At 65.2% G+C, this 21254-nt stretch carries 10 protein-coding genes; 5 read left to right on the top strand and 5 right to left on the bottom strand.

Translation table 11 applies throughout. The annotated features are described in order from the left end of the window. The first annotated feature begins 2 nt into the window (after positions 1-2). Entirely contained in the window at positions 3-1262 is a 1260-nt protein-coding gene (locus tag Acor_RS15520; protein WP_155337351.1) for a class I SAM-dependent methyltransferase, read from the top strand. Positions 1263-1310: 48 nt separating this feature from the next. Here the strand turns inward: Acor_RS15520 and Acor_RS15515 are convergent, their stop codons facing one another. From Acor_RS15515 to Acor_RS15505, 3 genes are all read right to left on the bottom strand, one after another. Further along, positions 1311-4112 carry an ATP-dependent helicase gene (locus Acor_RS15515; protein ID WP_155337350.1) on the bottom strand — a complete coding sequence of 934 codons (2802 nt, stop codon included), beginning with the start codon at positions 4110-4112 and terminating at the stop codon, positions 1311-1313. Between the two features lie 582 nt (positions 4113-4694). Then, on the bottom strand, positions 4695-7361 hold the full coding sequence (locus tag Acor_RS15510) for a site-specific DNA-methyltransferase (protein WP_155337349.1): 2667 nt from the start codon (positions 7359-7361) through the stop codon (positions 4695-4697). Positions 7362-7365: 4 nt separating this feature from the next. Beyond that, on the bottom strand, positions 7366-10464 hold the full coding sequence (locus Acor_RS15505; RefSeq protein WP_422664808.1) for a BPTD_3080 family restriction endonuclease: 3099 nt from the start codon (positions 10462-10464) through the stop codon (positions 7366-7368). 272 nt (positions 10465-10736) lie between these two features. Between Acor_RS15505 and Acor_RS15500 the strand changes: the two genes are divergently transcribed. Together Acor_RS15500 and Acor_RS15495 are read left to right on the top strand one after the other, a co-directional pair. Next, entirely contained in the window at positions 10737-11714 is a 978-nt protein-coding gene (locus Acor_RS15500; protein ID WP_155337347.1) for an AAA family ATPase, read from the top strand. Then, positions 11707-14238 carry a S8 family peptidase gene (locus Acor_RS15495; protein ID WP_155337346.1) on the top strand — a complete coding sequence of 844 codons (2532 nt, stop codon included), beginning with the start codon at positions 11707-11709 and terminating at the stop codon, positions 14236-14238. Before Acor_RS15500 ends, Acor_RS15495 begins: the two co-directional genes overlap by 8 nt. A gap of 3 nt (positions 14239-14241) precedes the next feature. Here Acor_RS15495 and Acor_RS15490 read toward each other — a convergent pair whose 3' ends face one another. Next, entirely contained in the window at positions 14242-16665 is a 2424-nt protein-coding gene (locus Acor_RS15490; protein ID WP_155337345.1) for a PQQ-dependent sugar dehydrogenase, read from the bottom strand. Between the two features lie 94 nt (positions 16666-16759). After that, entirely contained in the window at positions 16760-18283 is a 1524-nt protein-coding gene (locus Acor_RS15485) for a long-chain-fatty-acid--CoA ligase (RefSeq protein WP_155337344.1), read from the bottom strand. 91 nt (positions 18284-18374) lie between these two features. On the opposite strand from Acor_RS15485, the gene Acor_RS15480 reads away from it, so the two are divergent. Both Acor_RS15480 and Acor_RS15475 read left to right on the top strand, forming a co-directional pair. Further along, positions 18375-19925, top strand: a complete 1551-nt coding sequence (locus Acor_RS15480) for a GMC family oxidoreductase (RefSeq protein ID WP_155337343.1) — start codon at positions 18375-18377, stop codon at positions 19923-19925. After that, positions 19916-21181 carry a cytochrome P450 gene (locus tag Acor_RS15475; RefSeq protein WP_155337342.1) on the top strand — a complete coding sequence of 422 codons (1266 nt, stop codon included), beginning with the start codon at positions 19916-19918 and terminating at the stop codon, positions 21179-21181. The genes Acor_RS15480 and Acor_RS15475 overlap by 10 nt, the downstream gene beginning before the upstream one ends. The last annotated feature ends 73 nt before the right edge of the window (positions 21182-21254 follow it).

Below are 21254 nucleotides of genomic sequence, written 5' to 3'. Positions count from 1 at the left end.
GCATGAATCTCGCCGAGATCTTTGAACGGGTTGTCGGATCTGGGGCCGGCATCGAGTTCGTCGCTTACGACGGCAGTAAGGCCGGTCCATCCGGGGCTGACATCCGCCTTGAGGTGAAATCACCGATGGCGGTGGCCTATCTGGCCCAGGCGCCGGGCGAACTCGGGATGGCCCGAGCCTATATCTCCGGCCATCTGGACGTGCACGGCGACATGTACGAGCTGCTCGACCGGATGTGGTCACTGACGATCAACGACATCCCGCTCGCCGAGAAGCTGGCCGCCGTCCGGTCGCTCGGCGTGAAGCCGCTGCTGACCCGGGTTCCGCTCCCAGCCCAGGAGGTCCGCCGCTCGGCGATGGCCCGGCTCGGCAGCCGGCACGCCAAGCAGCGCGACGCCGAGGCGATCCACCACCACTACGACGTATCCAACCGCTTCTACGAGTGGGTGCTCGGCCCGTCGATGGCCTACACCTGCGCGACCTACCCCACCCCCGACGCCACCCTCGAAGAGGCCCAGCACACCAAGTTCGACCTGGTCGCCAAGAAGCTCGACCTCAAGCCCGGCATGCGCCTGCTGGACGTCGGCTGCGGCTGGGGCAGCATGGTCCGGCACGCCGCCCGTGAGTACGGCGTGAAGGCCCTGGGCGTCACCCTCAGCCGCCAGCAGGCGGAATGGGCCCAGAAGGCCATCGCGGAGGAGGGCCTCGGCGACCTGGCCGAGGTGCGCTACCTGGACTACCGTGACGTCGCCGAGTCTGACTTCGACGTGATCAGTTCCATCGGCCTCACCGAGCACATCGGCCGGGACCAGCTGGCCTCCTACTTCAGTTTCCTCTACGACAAGCTCAAGCCCGGCGGGCGCCTGCTGAACCACTGCATCACCCGCCCCACCGGCAAGGAGCGGACCATCAACAAGGGCGGTTTCATCAACCGCTACGTCTTCCCAGACGGCGAGCTCGAATCGGTCGGCACCCTCATCCGCGAGATGGAGGACACCGGCTTCGAGATCCGTCACGAGGAGAACCTGCGCGAGCACTACGCGCAGACCCTCCAGCACTGGTGCGCCAACCTCGACGACCACTGGGACGAAGCCGTCCGCGAGGTCGGCCAGGGCACCGCCCGGGTCTGGCGCCTGTACATGGCCGGCTGCGTGGTCGGCTTCGAACGCAACAAGATCCAGCTCCACCAGGTGCTGGGCGTGCGCCTGGACGAAGCGGGCGCGGCGCACGTGCCCCTCCGTCCCTCGCTCGACTGGCCCTGATCTACCTGTTTCGGTACGGCTCCCGCGTGGCCTCACGCGGGAGCCGCCTCATGGCGTCACCGTCGCGCCCGAGTTGTCGCGGCACAGGCCAACCAGGTCGCATCTCTCGCAGGTGTCGCACCACGATGACTTTCTGGGAAGCCGGTTCTCCCGGAGCGCGTCCCCAGCATTTTGGATCTTGCCGCGGATGCCAAGCAGCAACTCCTCGTTGACGACCTCGCGCTGGCTGGCGGCACTGTCGTCCAGGTTGAGCACTTCGACGAGGTCCGCATTGGAGCCGGTCAGCTCCCGATACCCGGCTGCGTATACGTGCAGTTGGTCGCGGTTGATGTCCTCGGTCTGAGCGCGCTGTGTGGACTTGAAATCGACGATCGACGTCTCGTTCGTGTCAAGGCGCTTGATCAAGTCGATCCGGCCGTCCACCGTGACGCCGGCGGCGACATGGACCCGGATCGGCTGTTCCGAGTGGAGAGTGTTGAGCAGCCCGGCTCCGTTCTCCCGCAGATAGCGGTGTATCGCCGCGCGTGCGGAGTTACGGAGCTGGCGGGTCAGCTCGTCCCCCGCGAACGGAACGTTGAGGTGCCGGTCGACCAGTTCGTCAACATCGGACAGATCTACCAGGTCGCGATCGATGGCCCTTTTGTGGATCTCAGCCAGCGCGTCGTGGAGCGACTTGCCGTACCCGAGCTCTTCGTGGATCGGATGGTCGAAGCCGTACAGGAAACGCAGCTTGAACTGGTAGGGGCACTCGAAGAGATACTTCAGCTCGCTGAAGGACATCGTGACTTCGGGTATCTCATGCCGGGCCCGCGGTTCCAGGCGCTCTTCGGGCAGCGATGCCTCTGCGGTCAGCACGTACGGGTTACGCGTGACGAAAGAAAAGAAGTCCGACGACCTGCGAGATCTCGCCTTCTCTCCGGGGGAGAAGGTCACGGCCAGGTACTTCTGGGCACGGGTGACCGCGACATAGAAGAGCCGTCTTTCGTCGGCCTCGGTCCCCCGGTACCGGTCCGAGTCGCTGACCGCTTCCTCCGGAATTACATGGAAGGCGTTGAGGCCGCCCTGTCGGCTCGCGGGGAAACGGTTCCTGCGCATGGCGGGCACGAATACGGCGGGCCACTGCATGCCCTTGGCCTGATGTACGGTCGAGATGATCACCGCGTCGGGGGTCGCGTAGCCGACGTCGGCGTCGCTTTCTGCGTAGTAGTCGGGAGCCTGGTATGTCAGGAACTTCAGGAACCGCTCATACAGATCGCGGAAGTTGCTCTTGTAGTTGATCTGTTCGAACGCTGTGATGACCTTGCTGAACTTGCCGAGGTTGTAGAAAGCGAGTTCGCCCCGAGTGCGGTCACCCGGAACCCTCTCCTCTCGCACTCTGACCTCGGTTAAGAAGTCCACGTAGATCTGCTGCAAGGTGAACGTGATCCGCCGGTACCGCCTGCGGTCAAGTGTCCTAGCCCGGTCGAGAACCTTCATTCCGGCATCCAGGTCCGCGTCGGTCAGCCCAAGCCCCGCGCTCAGCCATGCGTCTCGCACGTCCTGCGCGGTCACCGGCTGCGGGTTTCGCTCGGCCGACTGGCCGATGAGGTACTCGTAGAGCTTTACGCACGCCTGCACTTCGGGTGCCTCGAACAGCCGGGTCAGGCCTTTGATCACATACGGCACGTCACGCCGCTTGAACTCCTCGACCAGCGGTCCGGCGTCATTGCTCACGCTGCGGAACAGCACGGCGAAGTCCGACCAGGACAAACCCCGAGGATCGCGGTCGGGGGCGTCGTGAAACGGGACGCCCCGCATATGCGTGATGCGATCGCAGATCCAACGCGCCTCGGCTGCGGCGTCCTCAAAAGACAGGGCCAATAGGTCACCCCGGTCGTACTTCTGGTGGCCAGCCGCGACCATCTTCTTCGGTAGCCGTTGGCCGGCGTTCAGCTCGGCGATGGACTGGCCGAGAGATACGACGCCGACGCTGGAGCGGAAGTTCTCGTCCAAGGTGACGGTCTGGACGCCGTTGTAGCGGTCGGCGAAGCCGAGGATCCCGGATACCGCGCTGCCTCGCCACTGGTAGATGGTTTGGTCGTCGTCGCCCACTACGCACAGGTTCGCACCCCAGCGGGTCAGGCCACGGATCAGTTTCTCCTGGATCGGGTTGATGTCCTGGTACTCATCGACCACGAGATAGCGGATGTTGTCTCTGACGTGCCGGACCAGTTTGCCCGCGATGGGGTCGGCCGGGTCCTCGTCAAGCAGGTCGACGATGGTCTTGAGCTGGTCGGTGAAGTCGAAGTAGTTGTGGCCGAAGAGCAGCCTGCGATAGTCAGCCAGATTCTCGATGAGATCCTCGGGCAGCAGGTCCTTGTCGACGTCGTCCTCGCGGAGAATGTTCATGACCTGCATGTAGAGCCGGGAGTCCTTGTAGCGTTGCAACGCCTTAGGACTGCCCTGGACCCGTGCGTACGTCCTGGTCAGCCCGCTCTTGCTGCTGTTGCGATCGATGAAGAGCCGGGTCTGGACCTCATCCAGGACACTGAACTTGAAGGTCTCCGGAACATGCTGCTGGAGCGTGTCGAGGGCATAGCCGTGCATGGTGCCGATGAACATCTCGGCGAGGCCGGGCAACTCGCCGATCTCCTTCGCCACGAGCGTGTTGGCCCGCTCCTGGAGCTCGGCCGCCGCCTTGTTGGTAAAGGTGAACGCGACGATGTTGCGTGGATGCACGCCGGGCTTCCGAAGGATCTCCGTGATCCGCTGGGAGATGACCTGGGTCTTGCCCGATCCCGCGCAGGCGACGATCAAAAGCGGGTCATCGACAGTGGCGATCGCGCTCCGCTGCGCATCCGTGTAGTCCATGCCCACGATGATGGCAAGCGGGGCCGACATTTTGTGAATTAGCACGTACGTTCGGTGACGTGGATCAGTCATCTCGAGATCGAACGTTACGGACAGAGAAGGTCAGAGCATGGTGGGTACGTCCAGCTTCTCCCATACGCGATCATGACACGGGCGACCCGTCCAGGGACACCGGACAGCCGGTGGGAGGCAAGGCCGCAGGACGCCGGTAGGTACACATTCCACCCAGCCGAGTCCTTTCGGCAGCGCCACAGCCCGGTCGACGGTGTGATCACAGACCGCCGTGCCGCTCTTCGGGTCCATACACACCGGCGTCGGGTAGTGGATTGGGTTCTGCCCGGAAAGATCTGCCCGGCCAGGTCGGCGGCGATCCGCTGATCGTGCAGGCGGGAATGCCCCGGCGCTATCGGGGCTGGTGAAGCTGGCGCGGCCGGGTACGGTGTGGATCAGGCCTCGGTCGGTCAGCTCCCGCCGGGCGGGTAGCGTCGAAGATGTCAAACTCCGGCCGCAGCGCGCCCGCGGGCAAACCGTTCCCAGGGGGCGCGGGCCGCCGACGCTGTGTGAGTACTCGTGCGCCCAGCGTCACACGTCGTAGACCTGGAGCACCTCGTCGCCGTAGTGGTTGATCACCTTGATCGCGATCTTCCCGGTGCTCGGCGGCGCGAACGGCTGAGAGCGGGTCGTGTAGAGCTGCTCCCAGGCCGCCTCGTCGATGTCAGCCCTGAGAGCCTTCTTGAGTCGTTCGTACGGCCGCTGCCCACCCGTGAAATAGCAGCGCCGGACGAAGAAGGACTCCCCGTCGTAGTCGGTGTCGATCATCCACAACGCGATGTCGTTCGGCCCGCTTGACCGGATTGTTCCTCTGGTCGGGTCATAGACATCCACACCGCGAACCTCCGCGACGACGCCCTCGTCTGTGCGCTCGATCGCGATGTCCGGCTCGCCGAAGACCATGAACAGGTTGGCGGTGTCGGTTTTTTTGAGCACGTCCGCCATTACCAGGTCGGAGTTCATCCTGACCAGCAACACCGGGAGCTTGCCGAGCTTGCGCTCCTCCTGAACCTGTGCGAAATCATCGGCTGTGGGTTTGAACTCCTCGGTTGTCTTGATCGCCTGCGGGTCGAACGCGAAGGCGCAGACGATAAGCAGGTCGAAGCCGACACCTTTGAGCGCCTCGCGAGCAGCACGGCGGATCCAGTCGGGGTCCACTGTGCCGTACTGCGGACCGATGCTGACCGCGATCCGCTGCGGGGCAGCGTCGTCCTCGGTCTTCTGGTCGCCTTCAGCGTTGATCAGCTCTCCGGCGTACGGAACCAGGGACTCGAAGTCCAGCCGCTCGCCCTTACGACCATTCTGGACACCCGCTTTCTCGAGGTTGTCGAGGATCGACAGCTCGAAGCTGGAGGCGTCCATTTCGGTGGCAGCCCGCTCGGTCCCGGTCTGTACGTGCGGCGTGACCGTCTTGTGTGGAGCAAGAGACTCCACCGTGAAAGGACCAGCCACCCGGACCTTCTTGGTGTCCTCGTAGGGCTGGTCGTACAGGACTTCCTGCTCAGAGTGGCGCCTGATAGCGGCGTCGATCGCGTCCCGGGACATATCATCCGTGATATCCGGGTTACGGGCGATCGAGCTAAGCATGATGTGCGGGACGCGCTTGTAGACGAACCCCTTGCGAATGTCGCCTTTGTACGGGCCAGGAAGGGGCTTGCCAGTCAGTTTGAGCTCTTGGTCCTGGCCCGCCTTGGAGTCAGCCAGCAGGTACATGGGGAGCTTGGCACCCATGACCCGATGCCGGGCAAGCGCGAGTGACACGCGTGAGGTGTCGATGGTGATCCATCGCCGTCCCCACTCCTCGGCGACGTAGGCGGTCGTCCCGGATCCGCAAGTGGGGTCGAGCACTAGATCACCCGGATCAGTTGCCATCAGCATGCACCGTTGAACCAGGGCAGTGGCTGTTTGTACTACGTAGATCTTTGGGTCGCTCCGACTTTGAATGCCACCGATATCGGTCCAGACATTAGAAAGCGGATACGCCGGGAAATCGTCATGGAAGCGAACGTATGCCAGTGTGTTCTTTGTTGCTTGAACGCGGCCAGCCATCATGAGGCGTTCCATGCCGACCTCGTTGGTCTTCCATCGGGTCTGCATCGTAGGCGTGAAATTCCGACCGCCCAGTTCGACCGGGAACCAAGACGCGGCACCTTCGCCTTTCATTCGACCAACACTCTGACTAGTCAGGTTGTCGAGGCGAAATACTCGCCCGGAGAGTCCCTGCTTCTCTGCTTCCGAAATACTCATCCGCTGGCCATCGGCCAGCTGAACTTGGTCATACTTGTCAGACCCGGAACCGCCGAGTTCGCGCATCTGAAATAGTCGGCGATATTTTACAGCCCTTACATCCTTTGCATACCAGACAATATAGTCGGCGGCGCTGGGGATGAAGTTATTTGTCTGACCGGATGTCTTGACGCAGGTAATCATGCTTACGAAGCTCTCGGTGCCGAACACTTCGTCTAGAAGCGCGCGGACCAAGTGCACGTTCTCGTCACCGATTTGCACGAAGACACTGCCGGACTCAGTGAGTAGGTCCCGAGCCACGACCAGTCGATCGCGCAGGTAGCTGAGGTAGGAGTGGATGCCCAACTCCCACGTGTCACGAAAGGCCTTGATCTGCTCGACCTCTCGCGTAATATCCGTGGCCTTGCCATCGGTGACGTCACGCTTCCCAACGAACGGCTGGAAGTTCGAGCCGAACTTGATGCCGTACGGTGGGTCGATGTAGATCATCTGGACCTTGCCGCGAAGGTTCTCCTTCTCCGCGAGTGAGGCCATGACCTGGAGCGAGTCGCCGAGGATCATCCGGTTGGACCAGTTGGCCTGGTGCTGGTAGTACTCGACCGCTTCGAAGCCCTCCAGGCCGTCGAAGTCGTCGAAGAGGGTCAGTTCGGGCTCATCCTCGGGACGTTCGGCGGTCCGGCGCAGACTTTCGATCAGGACGCGTGGGTCGATCTTCTCTTGGATGTAGATCGGCGGCGCGTTGACCACCAGGTCGTCGGAGTCCTGATCGTCCTTGCCCCTCCAGACGAGCTGCGGATCCAGTTCAGGGTTACGGGGATACCGAAGCTGAACGATGCTGGCGGCCTCCTCGTCGAGCAGGTCGTGTGAGTCGGCGGTGGGAATGTTGATCCGCTTGTCGTCGTGCTTGAACGACCCCACGACGGTAGGACCCGAGGTCTTCTTCGGCGGCATCCCACTACTTCCCTTCGCTGGCAAAGATCGTTGAAGTCGTGTCGTCATCCCACGCAGGCCCAGCCTCGGCGCTGAGGCCTCGTCCTTCGTACAGCGCCTTGATCGCGTCGTGCAGATCCACCCCGAACGTGTCCGGGTTCTTGAGTTCGCAGTAGCTCCAGCGGCCGAAGCCCCCGTGGTTGTTGACCGCCGGAACCCAGCGGTCGCGCGTGATGACCGCCTTCTCGTGCGTGGAGTCTGCGGGCTTGAAGCTGCCTGACACCTCCACGATCAGCGTGCGTGGCTCGTCATCGTCCGGTCCAAGTGGCGCCAGCCGTACCAGGAAGTCAGGGATGTACTGTCTGGTCTGGCCATTGATCGCGTAAGGGATGCGGAATTCGAGATGGTCGTTCTTGACGTAGGCGGCGACCCGCGGGTCGTGCTCCAGCAGCCGAGAGACCTTTTCTTCCCAGCTGTTACCGTCCAGTCCGTCCAGCACCACGTAGTTGACATGGCATTTGCTTTCTTCCGTCCGGTACACCGGCTTCGTGGTGAAGAAGTCGACCTCCTTGGTGGAGCCGATGTGGTCGAACTGCCGGAAGATCGGCAGAGAGCGAGGCTGACGGGTACCCTTGACCGTGAAGATCGCATCCTTGATCCGGCGAGCGGCCATGTCCGCGTTCTGGGCGATCAACAGCAGGCCGACGAAGCTCTGCGGCCCATAGCTGACATTCTCGGCCAGCCACTGCTTGGTGATACGCAGAATCTGCGGGAAGAGCCACGGCCGACGGTCATCGGGGTCAGTGAGGTAGCTCTCCATCACCCGCTTGGCAAGCTCAAAGGCGACCTCTTGCTCGCGAGATTCGGCGAGTCCTTCCAGCACGTGCTCGGTAGTAATTCCTGCTACCCCTGATACATGCGTCTCGGTCGGGATCATGTCTGTAGACAGATGCAGTCTGCTGTCCTCGTCGAATGCCGCGTGCAGTTCCTCGTCCGGCAACTCCATCCGGTAGCCCACCAGGCGCGGAAAGACGATCTCCGTGACTTCCCTGCCGGGCACGGCGTGAACCCGGCGCGTCACCCGCAGTTTCGGATCGACGACCTTCCCAGCGGTCGGCATGAAGTGAAACGGCACGCCGTACACGTCCGCGTACTCGGGAGTGAAAAAGCCGTTCTCGTCGGTCGCGTAGGACCGGCGCCGCAGGCCTCGGCCGACGACCTGCTCGCACAGCAGTTGGGTGCCGAACGCTCGTACGCCCAGGATATGACTGACGGTGTTGGCGTCCCAGCCCTCGGTGAGCATGGAGACGCTGACCACACAACGGACGTGTTCGCCCAGCTTGCCCTTCTTGCCGACGGTGTTCATCACCTCACGCAGGATTTCGGTGTCGTCCACGTCGTCGGTTGAGCGGCCGGGGAAGCGCCGGGCGTGCTCCTGCTTGAACTCCTCGATCTCGTGGCCGAGCGTCTTGCGGAACTCAGGCGAGAGCTCGCCCTTCTCGAACTGCTGGGAGTCCACAAGGATGGTTGGTGGCCGGTGCAGCCACCGGTCGTTGTCGTCGATGTTCGAGAAGAGCGGCAGCTTGCCCTTGACGGGAACGATGGTCTCGTCCTCAAGCTGCCGGTCCCAACCGCCGATCCAGTCGAAGACCATCTTCGAGACGGTGGTGTTGTTGCAGACCACGATGAACACGGGCGGCGGATCGCCCTCGCGGGCGGCCTCCGACCCCTCCCACACGGCATACGCCTTCCGGTAGGAGTCGTAGAGGCTGCGGAGCGCCCCCTCCAGTGCGGGCGGCAGGTATTCAGAGTCGACCGTGGAGTCCTTGCGCCCCTTCTTGGGAAGCTGGTCACGAATGTTCTGCCAGAGCTGCAAGTAGGTGACGTCGGCCGAGGCGCGGTTGTCGTCAACCGGCACCCGGGGGATTTTCACGATGCCGGACTCGATGGCGTCGATCAGCGAGAAATCACTGACCACCCACGGGAAGAGAGTGCCCTCCTTGTACCCGGAGCCGGCGAGGAAGAACGGGGTGGCCGACAGGTCGTAGACGGCCTTGATGCCCAGGTGCTTCCGGACCGCTTGAAGCCCCTTGAACCAGACGCGAGCTTCTTCGAGCGCGTCCTCGGCTTCTCTCTTCTCCTCGCGCGTGAACTCGACCTCGGCTCCGGTTTCGGGGTCATCGACACGGTCGCGGTAGCAGTGGTGCGCTTCGTCGTTGAGGACGATGATCTCGGACTTGCTGGTGCCCAGTTCGCGGCAGACACGGGCGACCATCTGACCGGTCGTCTCCAGGAATGGACTGGGCACGCCGGACCTGCCGGCCAGTAATTCCTTGGTGGTCTTGGCCACGCCCTGGCCCATTCTGGTCTCACGGCGCTGGAAGGCGTGGTAGTTCGTGATCGCGATCTTCGCTTGGGCGAGCGAACCGTACAGCTCCGCGGGAACGAGGTCTCGCATGCGGTAGTAGTTGTCGTCGTCCTCGGGCAACAGGACACGGAGGCGGTCGCGGATGGTCAGGCCGGGTGCGACGAGCAGGAAGCGCTTGGCGAAGCGCCTATCCTTCGGGCCGACTACCTTGTTCAGCGTCTGCCAAGCGATAAGCATCGCCATGACGACCGTCTTGCCGGAGCCGGTGGCCATCTTGAGTGCGATCCGGCTCAGGCCCGCGTTGTATTCGCTGTTCAGCTTGCCGAGCTCGCTGTGGATGAAGGAGTCGCCCTCCTTGTGCACAGCCTCGGCCAGGTAGATCGCGGTTTCGGCGGCCTCACGCTGACAGAAGAGGATCTTGTTGTCCCGGTCGGGATCGCTCCAATACTCCAGTAGCCGCCGCGTGGTGGGTGTGACGTTGGGGTAGCGCGATCCTCGCCACCGATCGACGCGGCGGCGGATCGCGTTGACGAACTGGTTCTCCTCGATCTGGTCGCCATCCAGGCCCAGCTCCAGGAAGTCCAGTTCGGTTTGAGCACCCCGTTTGCGGGACTTCGGCACCGGGATGAAGAACGAGCTTTGGCGCCTTCCCTCGACGAGGTCGCCGGGAACGCCCTGTTTGTCGAACTCGAAGTGCTTGCTGGGAGGCAGGTACGGCGAGTTGATGATCGGGTTCTCGATGACACGATCCACCACTGCTGCCGCCTCCGCACTGAGTCCCTTAGATCGGTAAGCCTACTGACAGGAGCTGGTAAAACGCCACGTCGCAGAGGCATGTGATCAGGATTGGGCGATTACTCCGGGTTTATACTGCATTTGGGATTTGAGGCTGTCTCTGGAAACTGTTACGAACCCGCTGCCGGCAACGCCGGTATCGTGACCCCTCGCCACGGGCATGGATAGGGTGCGACAGCACTCCCGGAACACGAAGGTGAGTCCCGGTAGCGGGACTCGCGCGAAGGAAGGTCATGACTGCGTCAGCGGACCACGTCAAGGCCCTCCTCCGAGCCCATGCGGAGGGTGACGAAGAGGCGTTCTACAGCGTTGCCTTGCAGTTGGCCGCCAAGTCCGCGCGCCAAGGGCACACCCGGCTGGCGAGTGAACTCCGCGAACTCATCGACTCGGCGCACGCCCAACCTATTCGCCGTCACGAGCCCACACCTGTAGTGCAGCCCCGTGGCGAGCTGGCAGACCTGGTCACCGCGAGCTACCCAGAGGTCCGCCTCAGCGATATGACGCTGGCGAGGACCCTTCGACATGAGCTTCAACGTGTGCTGCATGAGCAGCGTCAGCGGGAGCGGCTCGAGAACCACGGCTTCGCGCCGATCTGCCGATTGCTGCTCGTCGGACTGCCCGGAACCGGCAAGAGTATGAGCGCCGCGATGCTCGCCAAAGAACTGAGTCTTCCACTGTTCACCGTCCGCCTGGATGGACTGATCAGCAAATTTATGGGACAAACCGCTGCAAAGCTCCGGCTGGTGTTCGACGCTGCGGCGAAAAGTCGAGCAGTGTACCTATTTGACGAATTTGACGCCATTGGCGCGGAACGTCGTGTTGAGGGAGATGTTGGCGAAGCTCGCCGCATTCTCAATAGTTTCCTGCTTTTCCTGGACGAAGCCCGGCCGGAGAGCCTCGTGGTGGCAGCCACGAACCACCCCGGGATCCTCGACAACGCGCTTTTCCGCAGGTTCGACGCAGTTATTACCTATGATATACCGAGTGCGGATGAAGCCATTGAAGTCCTGCGTCGGAGGCTCGTGTCAATGAACACCAAGGGAGTGAACTGGGAAGAACTCGCCGATCGCGTTGGCGGGTTGAGCCACGCCGAGCTCGTCCGAGCCGGGGAGGCCGCAGCCAAGGCCGCGATTCTCGGGGGAGAGGTCCCGCTGTCCACGAGTGCGCTAACCGCAGCCCTCGATTCCCGCCGCGCGACGCGGCATGGGTGAGCCCACGCCACCTGGGCGACGTCATCTGCCGCACCTGATTGTCCCGGGTAGCGGTATCGACGCCGGGTACAAAGGGCGCCAGGCCCGGGGTGGCGGTGGCCTTAGGGAGATTCTCGATAAGGTTGGGCACTCAGCCAAGCTGACCGCGGACCTCGAACATTCCGATGATGCCGCTCGCGCAGCGCTAGCCGAGCTTCCAGAGAACCTGCGAGGCGACGGGTTTGTTGTCACCGTCACCTGCTGGTCACCGGGCCACCACCTCGCCCTGGAGCGACTGGACGCGCGGGGAGCCAAACTGCTGTCGGTACAGCCGGAGACCGAGGAACAGCCAGAGCGCGCACTTGTATGGATGCCCTTCCCGGCTGTCGCAGACTTCCTCCGGCTGTTTGAGCAGTTCGCTACCGAACACACAAGCAGTGGAAAGCCGAAGAACGCTGCGCTGGTGGCCAACATTGAGGAACTCCGCCTGTCGATGCTCCAAGAGCTCTGGCAGGAGAATGAGCCTTTCCCTGACCCGTCGGAGACCCGCTGGTGGGAGATCTGGTTAGTAAAGCTCAACAAGGGTCACGAGCCCGTGAGCGAGTTGCGCCAGGTAGCCGAGGAGTTCCGATGGCCGATTGCCGACGCCGCGCTTGCTTTCCCTTACCGCGATGTGACTCTGATCCGCGCGAGCGCCGAGGAACTCGGAATTCTGCTGACCACCAACGCGATCCCAGGGGAATTGCGAAATCCCAGCTCCACAGAAGAATTTTTCACTGTCGACCGCCAGTTTCAAGTGGATCTCGTACAGGACCTTGAGGACCGCATCGCCGTCGCTGACCCGCAGGCACCAGCGGTCTGTGTACTGGACTGCGGAGTCCTCGCCAGCCACCCTCTGCTGCAAGCGTCCTTTGACGGCACGCACACCGTAATTCCAGGCACAACCTCGGCCCCGGTCCAAGGTGCCACACATGGGACTGAGATGGCCGGGCTCGCGCTGCTGGGGGACCTCGACCAGCACCTCGTGAGCTCGCATCCGGTGCGCCTTGAGCACCGTCTCGAATCGGTCAAGATCCTCCGGGGGCAGCACGACGACCAGAACGACCCCAGGCTGTACGGCAAGGTCATAGCGGACGCCACTTCCCGGGTGGAGATAGAGCAGATTCGGCCGCGGGTTTACTCCATGGCTGTGACCTCCGGCGATGTAAAAGGGTCTGACGGGCGGCCGACCTCGTGGTCATCGGCCATCGACGCGCTCGCGATCGGTACCGAGATCGCGCCCAGCGCTACGGGGATCACCCTGCTGGGCATGCCTGATCCATCGGCTTCGCGGTTGTTCTTCATCAGTGCTGGCAACGTCACCAACGTGGATTGGCACGCTGACCATCTCGCGGTCAGCGACTCGCGGCAGATCCGGGACCCTGCCCAAGCTTGGAACGCGCTCGCGGTGGGTGCCTATACAGATCGGGCGGACCCGCCCGTCGCCCCGATGTTCGCTGGATACCGGGTCATGGCACCCGAGGGCGAGCTGTCCCCCTTCAGCCGCACGTCAGTGCCGTGGGGGAAAGGGCGCCCGATCAAGCCTGACATAGTGATGGAAGGCGGCAATCTTCTCATTTCGCCTTCCGGAACATTCGATCAACATGATGCCGTCCAGGTCGCCACCACAAGCGGATATCCCGGCCGGCTTGTCACCACCGCGAACGCAACGAGCGCCGCAACTTCTCAGGCCGCTCGTCTGGGTGCGCTGGTCCTCAGCCGCTACCCGACCCTCTCACCCGAAGCGGTCCGGGGATTGCTTGTGCACTCGGCAGAGTGGACGCCGACGATGCGCGCACACTTTCCCAGCCCAAGAGCTCAATCGGCCAAGCCGAGACGGCATGCCCTGTTGAAGCGCTACGGATGGGGGGTACCAACAGAGAGACGAGTGCTGACAAGCGCGGCGAGCAACGTCACGCTGATCATCCAGGATGAGTTTCAACCATTCGCATTGTCGGGTTCCGGCATCAGCATGCGCGCCATGCGGCTTCATGAGCTTCCCTGGCCATCGGACCAACTCCAAGGGCTTATGCATGAACAGGTTCGGATGCGGGTGACGCTGTCGTACTTCATTGAGCCGAATCCTTCGAATCGGGGCTGGCAGGGTAGGTATGCGTACCCCTCGCACGGGCTCCGGTTCGATGTCATCCGCCCTACGGAGAGCCGTGCGGACTTCCAGCGACGACTGAGTAACGAGGCCGAGGGTGAGGAGCGGGGGGTCCGGCCCAGCTCAACCGTAGACGACCGTTGGGAGTTCGGGACTCAGCGCCGGAGTTCGGGATCACTTCACGCCGACATCTGGACGGGGGACGGAGCTGCACTTGCGCGCTGCGGCGTGATCGCTGTTTACCCGGTCGGCGGTTGGTGGAAGCAGAACAACCGCCGCGACCGGGTAGACCTTCCTGTGCGATATGCGTTGCTGATCTCCCTGCTGGCTTATTCCCCCACGGATATATACACACCAATCGCCATTAAGATCGGCGTGCCGGTGGCGATCGAAATCTGACCGCTAACCGAGTCGGACTTGTAGGAGCCGGTCTGCTTGGCCGTTGGTGGTGCCGAGCCACAGCGCGTCGGCGTCCGGCACCTTCTCGACCGCCCGCAGCCGGCCGTGCACGCCCTGGAAGTAGGCGGACGCCTCGCCCGCCTCGGTGCCGTTCAGGGGGATGCGCCACAGCCGTTGGCCGCGCATCGCGGCCAGGTAGATCGTGTCCCCGACGATGGCCATGCCGCTGGGCGAGGCCGTGTCGGGGGTCCAGGTCTTCTTCGGGTTGGTCATGCCCTCGGTCTCGCAGGCGCCCTCGCAGGTCGGCCAGCCGTAGTTCTTGCCCGCCTCGATCAGGTTGAGCTCGTCCGCGGCGTTGTTGCCGAGTTCGCTGGCCCAGAGCCGGCCGGCCGAGTCCCAGGCCAGGCCCTGCGGGTTGCGGTGGCCGAGCGAGTAGACGGGAGTGCCGGACGGGTTGCCGGGGGCGGCGGCGCCGTCCCGGGTGACGCGCAGGATCTTGCCGTTGAGTGAGGCCGGGTCCTGGGCCAGGGTGGGCTGCTGAGCGTCGCCGGTGGTGACGTACAGGAAGCCGTCCGGGCCGAATCTGATCCGGCCGCCGTTGTGGAAGCGGTTCTTGCGGATGCCGGTCAGGACCGTGCGGTAGTCGGCCAGGGCGGTGCCGTCGAAGCTCATCCGGGCCACCCGGTTGCCTTCGGCGGCCGTGTGCATGACGTAGACGTCGCGGTCGGTGCCGCCGTTCCAGGCCGGCGGGATGGCGATGCCCATCAGGCCGCCCTCGCCGTCGGTGGTGACGGTCTCGGGGACGGCGCCGACCTCGGTGCGCTGACCCTCCGCCGTGACCTTGTAGATCTTGAAGTCGTCCCGCTGGGTGACCAGCGCCCAGTCCCCGGTCGGCGACCAGGCGACGTCCCACGGGATGGTCCAGCCTTCGGACAGCGTCGCCGCCTCCTGCGGCACGCCCGGCTTGGCCGCGCAGGCCGCCGTGGTGAACTCCTGGGTGCCGCTCGGCTCGGAGGTGTTCCCGGCCGCGTCCTCGGCGACCAGGTGCACGGTGTACGGCGTCGCGCAGGTCAGCCCGGAGACGGTGGCGCCGGTGGCGTCACCGGGGACGGTGGCCAGGACGTTCTCCTCGGCGTCCCTGACCAGGTAGGCCGTGGGCTCGCCGGTGGAGGCCTGCCAGGTCAGGTCGACCGTGGTGGCCGTGACGTTGGCCTGGGCCAGCGCGGCGGGCGCGCTCGGAGGCTCGGTGTCCTCGGCCTCGGTGGTGGCGCACTCGACCGACGGGCTGCTGTCGGAGACGTTCCCGGCCGCGTCGCGGGCGAGGATGGTGAGCTGGTAGGTGGTGGCCGGGGTGAGCCCGACGATGAGCACCGGGGGAGCGGTCGCCTGGGCGATCATCGTGCCGCCGTCGAAGATGTCGTAACCGGTGACTTCCACGTTGTCGGTGGAGACCGGCCAGTCCATCGAGAGCTCGGTGGGGCCGAAGTCCCCGCAGACCGGCTGACCGGGCGCGGTCGGAATTTCGGTGTCCTCACCGGGCGGCGGGCACTCACCCGGCGGAACCGGGGTCTCAGCCGGAGGCGTCTCTGACGGCGGGGTTTCAACTGGAGGGGTCTCAGCCGGAGGCGTTTCTGCCGGAGGCGTCTCCGCGGGCGGGGTTTCGGCCGGGGGAGTCTCCGCAGGAGGAGTCTCGGCTGGGGGCGAGCTCAGGAGCGAGGGGGACTCGGACTCCACTGGCGGCGTTTCGCCGGGCGGGGTCTCCGCCGGTGGGGTCACGGTCGGGCATTCCGTCGGAGGAGGAGTCTCCGAAGGCGGCGGCGTCTCCGAGGGCGGTGTTTCGGAAGGCGGTGTTTCGGAAGGCGGCGTTTCCGAGGGCGGCGTTTCCGAGGGTGGGGGTGTCTCGCTGGGAGGCGGGGTTTCCGTGGGAGGCGTCGTGAGGCTGCGGACTTCCAGGTAGTCCAGGTGCGGGTTGCCGCGCCGCGACGCCGAGGTGATCCGGATGGTGTTGGCGCCCGGGTTCAAGGTCGTCCGGAAGGACACCGTCCGCCAGAACCGCCACCAGCGGGTTCCGGGGAAACGCTGGTCCTCGGCGATGGTCTGGCCGTTGACCGCGATGTCCGCGCGGCCGGACCGCCCGCTCGTGTTCGCGTACCGGATCAGGATCTTCGCCGGGCCGGCCGTCTCGGCCGTGACCGACCACTCGACGTAACTCCCGGTCTGGTTGGACCCGTTGACGTAGCCTTCGCCGGTGTAGCCGCGGCGGGCCTTCTCCACCCGGCCCTGGACGATCGTGGCGGATTCCGCTTCGTATTTGGTGCCTCGCTGGAACGGCGTCGTCGCTGCGCTGGCGTTCGCAGCCGGTGCGGCGGGGATCGCTAAGAGCCCCGCTAAGAGCAGTAACGCACCGGTGATCGCATGGCCTCGCATGGCGTTTCTCCCCGGAAACTTTCGATGGCGGGCGGACCGTACCCGCGCCCCCCTACCCGCTAAGTTTCCGGGGAATCACACCGAGAAATTACGGCTACCGCAGCTCGCGCTTGAGGATCTTGCCGGTGGCGGTCATCGGCAGGCTGTCGCGGAACTCCACGATGCGCGGGTATTTGTAGCCCGCCATCATCTCCTTGGACCACGCGACCAGCTCGGCTTCGGTGACCGTGACGCCCGCCGCGGGGATGACGAACGCCTTGACCTCCTCGCCGTGCGAGTCGTGCGGGACGCCGATGACGGCGACCAGCGAGACCGCCTCATGGGTCATCAGGACCTCCTCGACCTCCCGGGGGTACACGTTGAAACCACCCCGGATGATCATGTCCTTGGCCCGGTCGACGATGAAGTAGTAACCGTCCTCGTCCCGCCGGGCGATGTCACCGGTACGGAACCAGCCGTCGCGCATGACCTCCCTGGTGGCTTCCGGACGGTTGTAATAGCCCTTCATGATGTTGTGGCCGCGGATCGCGATCTCGCCGACGTCGTCCACGCCGCGCCACTCGTTGTCGATCAGCTTCATCTCGACGCCCCAGACCGGCGTGCCGATCGAGCCGGCCTTGGCCACCTTGCCGAGCTGGTTGAAGGAGGCGACGGGCGAGGTCTCCGACAGGCCGTACCCCTCCATGATGGGCACGCCGAAGGTCTTCTCGAAGTCCTTGAGCACTTCGACGGGGAGCGCGGAGCCGCCCGCGACGGCGGTGGCGAGCGAGGCGGGGACCTCGGCGCCGGCGGTGTGCACGGTGGTGAGCAGCGCCCAGTACATGGTGGGCACGCCCGCGAACAGGGTGACCTGCTCCCGGTTCATCAGGCGCAGCGCGTCGGCGGGCTCGAACCGGGGCATCAGCACCAGGGTCGCGCGGCGGCGGAAGCCCGCGTTCATGACCACGGTCTGGCCGAAGGAGTGGAACAGCGGCAGCGTCGCCAGGTAGACGTCCTGCGGCTGGCGCGGGTACATCTCATCGCTGATCATGGCGTTGATCAGCATGTTCTGGTGGCTCAGCTCGGCGCCCTTGGGCTGCCCGGTGGTGCCGCTGGTGTAGAGGATCACCGCGGTGTCCTCCGGCGAGGTCTGCACGGTCTCGAACTCGCTCGCCATGCCGTCGAGCGCGGCCCAGAGCGTCTCGCCGTACGGCGACTCGGTCGCGAGGGGGACGGCGGGCAGCACGAAGAAGTGCTCGGCCGCGGAGTCGTCGAACCCGGCCCGGCCACGCTCGCCGAGCGGCAGTTCGGGGGTCCCCTCGAAGCAGAACAGCGCCTTGGCGTCGGAGTCGGCCAGGTGGTAGGCGATCTCGCGGGACTGTAAGAGCACGTTCAGCGGCACCACCGTCGCCCCGGACTTCAGGATCCCGAAGTAGACGAACGGGAAGTACGGCAGGTTCGGGCAGGCGATGGCGACCTTGTCGCCCCGGCCGATGCCCCGCGACACCAGCAGGTTCGCCACCTGGTTGGCCACGGAGTCGACGAACGAGTACGGCAGACGGAGGTCGCCGAAGACCACGGCGGCACGGTCCGGGGTCTCCCGGGCGCTGTCCTCCAGCACGATGGACAGATTGAGCATGTCCATATAGTTCCACCGCTACATACCAACCGGTAGGTAACACTAGGTTGCGAACTGGACGCATTCCCGGAACCGGAGTAAGCACGGAGTTATGGATTTCGACTACGTGATCGTCGGGGCGGGTTCGGCGGGCTGTGTGCTCGCCGCCCGGCTGAGCGAGGACCCGAACGTCAAGGTCGCGCTGATCGAGGCCGGCGGGAGTGACCGCAAGCTGGAGGTCCGCATGCCCGCGGGCTTCGCCAAGCTGTTCAAGACGCCCTGCGACTGGGACTACACCACCACGAAGCAGAGCGAACTCTCCGGCCGCGAGCTGTACTGGCCGCGCGGCCGCATGCTCGGTGGCTCGTCGTCGATGAACGCGCAGATGTGGGTGCGCGGCACCGCCCGCGACTACGACCAGTGGGGCCTGCCCGGCTGGAGCTACGACGAGGTCCTGCCGTACTTCCAGCGCGCCGAGGGACGGGCCGGCTCCAACGAGGGCGGCCTGTACGGCACCGACGGCCCGATCACCATCTCCGAGCTGCGCAGCCCCAGCGTGATCACCCCCGCCTTCCTGGCCGCCTGCGCGGAGGTCGGCCTGACCCGGCTGGCCGAGCTGAACGGCCGTACCAACGAGGGCTACTGCACCACCCCGGTCACCCAGCTGCGCGGCCACCGGTGCAGCGCCGCCGACGCCTACCTGCGCCCGGCCATGAACCGCGGCAACCTGACCGTGCTGACGGCCGCCCACGTGCACAAGGTGCTGATCGAGGACGGCCGCGCCGTCGGCGTCGAGTACGGCGACGACCTGCGCGTCACCGCCACCCGCGAGGTCATCCTGTCGGCCGGCGCGATCGGCTCGCCGCAGCTGCTGATGCTCTCCGGCGTCGGCGACCCGGACGTGCTGGCCGCCGACCTGATCGACGTGGTCCGCGCGTCGCCGCAGGTCGGCGCCAACCTGATGGACCACCTGGCCACCGGCGTCCTCCTGCACTGCCCCCAGCCGATCACGCTGAGCGGCGCGGAGACCCTGCCGAACCTGCTGAACTTCCTGTTCCGGCGGCGCGGCATGCTGACCACGAACGTGGCCGAGGCGGTCGCCTTCATCCGGACCAGCCCGGACGAGCCGGCCCCCGACATCGAGCTGATCTTCGCGCCCGGCCTGTTCATCGACCACGGCCTGACCCCGCCGTCCGGGCACGGGATCACCGTCGCCGCGATCCTGCTCCAGCCGGAGAGCCGGGGCCGGATCACGATCAGGGACGGCAAGGCGGTCATCGATCCCGCGTACCTGACGGCCGAGGCCGATTTACACCGGTTGGTGGCCGGGTTGAAAGTGGCCAAGCAGATCAGTTCCGCCGCCGCGCTGCGGCCGTTCGCGGGCGGGCCGATGGATCCGTACTGGGGGCCGGAGACCGACGAGGAGCTGGCCCGCTGGGTCAGGGAACGCGCCGAGACCCTCTACCACCCCGTCGGCACCTGCAGGATGGGCGACGACGAGGACTCCGTCGTCGACCCCGAGCTGCGGGTGCGCGGCGTGGCCGGGCTGCGCGTGGTGGACGCGTCGGTGATGCCGACCCTCACCCGCGGCCACATCCACGCCCCCACCATCATGATCGCCGAGAAGGCGGCCGATCTGCTGAAGGCGGCGTCATGGGCGTGACCACCGGCATCGACCTGTCCGCCATCCCGTTCTGGGGCCGCCCCCAGGACGAGCGGACGGCCGCGTTCCGGCGCCTGCGCGAGCTGGACCGGCCGGTCTTCTGCTACGAGAACAAGGTCCCTTTCATCAAGAAGGGCAACGGCTACTACGCGCTGGTACGGCACGCCGACGTCACCGAGGCCAGCCGCAACGCCGCCGTCTTCAGCAGCGAACCCGCCTCCAACAGCATCCCCGACCTGCCCCGCTGGCTGGCCGTCTACTTCGGCTCGATGATCAACATGGACGATCCCCGGCACGCCCGGCTCCGGCGGATCGTCTCGCGCGCCTTCACCCCGCGCATCCTCGCCAAGATGGAGGAGGACCTGCGGCGCGCCGCCGGGGAGATCGTCAGCCGGGCCCCGGACTCCGGCGACTTCGTCAGCGAGATCGCCGCCCGGCTGCCGGTCCAGGTCATCTGCGACATGATGGGCATCCCCGCCGACCAGCACGAAGAGATCCTCCAGCGCACCAACGTCATCCTGGCCAACGCCGACGCCGAGTACTCCGGCATCGCCGTCGACTTCGACGACGCCGCGCTCAACCGGCGGCTGCCGGTGGCGCGCGGCCTGCTCAAGCTGATCGGGGCCGGGCGCGGGCTGAGCCTGCTGGCGCAGCGGCTCGGCCGGGAACGCCGCAGGCACCCGACAGGCGACCTGACCTCGCTGCTGGTCAACGGCGAGGAGCGGCTTACCACGCAGGAGCTGGGATCGTTCTTCATCCTGCTCGTGGTGGCCGGCAGCGAGACCACCAGGAACGCGATCGCGCACGGCCTGAAGCTGCTCACCGACCACCCGGAACAGCGCGAACTGCTGCTCGGCGACTTCGAGACGCACGTGCCCGGCGCCGTGGAGGAAGTCGTCAGGTACTCGACGCCGGTGATCCAGTTCCGCCGTACGCTGACCCGCGACCACACCATGAACGGCCAGGACTACCGGGCGGGCGACAAGGTGCTGCTGTTCTACAACTCGGCCAACCGGGACGAGGCCGTGTTCGCCGACCCGGACGTGTTCGACGTCACCCGCAGCCCGAACCCGCACGTCGGGTTCGGCGGGCCGGGCCCGCACTACTGCCTGGGCGCGCATCTGGCCCGGCGCGAGATCACCGTCATGTTCCGCGAGCTGTTCACCCGGCATCCGCGGATCCGGGCGGTGGGGGAGCCCGACTACCTGCTGTCCAACTTCATCAACGGGGTCAAACACGTCGGCTATACGTGGTAGACGATCTTATTGTCGGCGGGGCCGCCGATTTCCGCCCGATTGTGGCACGATAGACCGAACGTCATTCTGGAGG

The sequence above is a fragment of the Acrocarpospora corrugata genome (genome assembly GCF_009687845.1).
Taxonomy (GTDB): domain Bacteria; phylum Actinomycetota; class Actinomycetes; order Streptosporangiales; family Streptosporangiaceae; genus Acrocarpospora; species Acrocarpospora corrugata.
Note: the sequence above shows the minus strand (reverse complement) of the source record. Positions and strands in the feature narration are given on the sequence as shown.

Bases quoted from the DNA above. Each gene is read 5' to 3' on its own strand.
- Acor_RS15520 (WP_155337351.1), top strand. From the start codon at position 3: ATGAATCTCGCCGAGATCTTTGAACGGGTTGTCGGATCTGGGGCCGGC.
- Acor_RS15515 (WP_155337350.1), bottom strand. From the start codon at position 4,112: ATGGACTACACGGATGCGCAGCGGAGCGCGATCGCCACTGTCGATGAC.
- Acor_RS15510 (WP_155337349.1), bottom strand. From the start codon at position 7,361: ATGCCGCCGAAGAAGACCTCGGGTCCTACCGTCGTGGGGTCGTTCAAG.
- Acor_RS15500 (WP_155337347.1), top strand. From the start codon at position 10,737: ATGACTGCGTCAGCGGACCACGTCAAGGCCCTCCTCCGAGCCCATGCG.
- Acor_RS15495 (WP_155337346.1), top strand. From the start codon at position 11,707: ATGGGTGAGCCCACGCCACCTGGGCGACGTCATCTGCCGCACCTGATT.
- Acor_RS15490 (WP_155337345.1), bottom strand. From the start codon at position 16,665: ATGCGAGGCCATGCGATCACCGGTGCGTTACTGCTCTTAGCGGGGCTC.
- Acor_RS15485 (WP_155337344.1), bottom strand. From the start codon at position 18,283: ATGCTCAATCTGTCCATCGTGCTGGAGGACAGCGCCCGGGAGACCCCG.
- Acor_RS15480 (WP_155337343.1), top strand. From the start codon at position 18,375: ATGGATTTCGACTACGTGATCGTCGGGGCGGGTTCGGCGGGCTGTGTG.
- Acor_RS15475 (WP_155337342.1), top strand. From the start codon at position 19,916: ATGGGCGTGACCACCGGCATCGACCTGTCCGCCATCCCGTTCTGGGGC.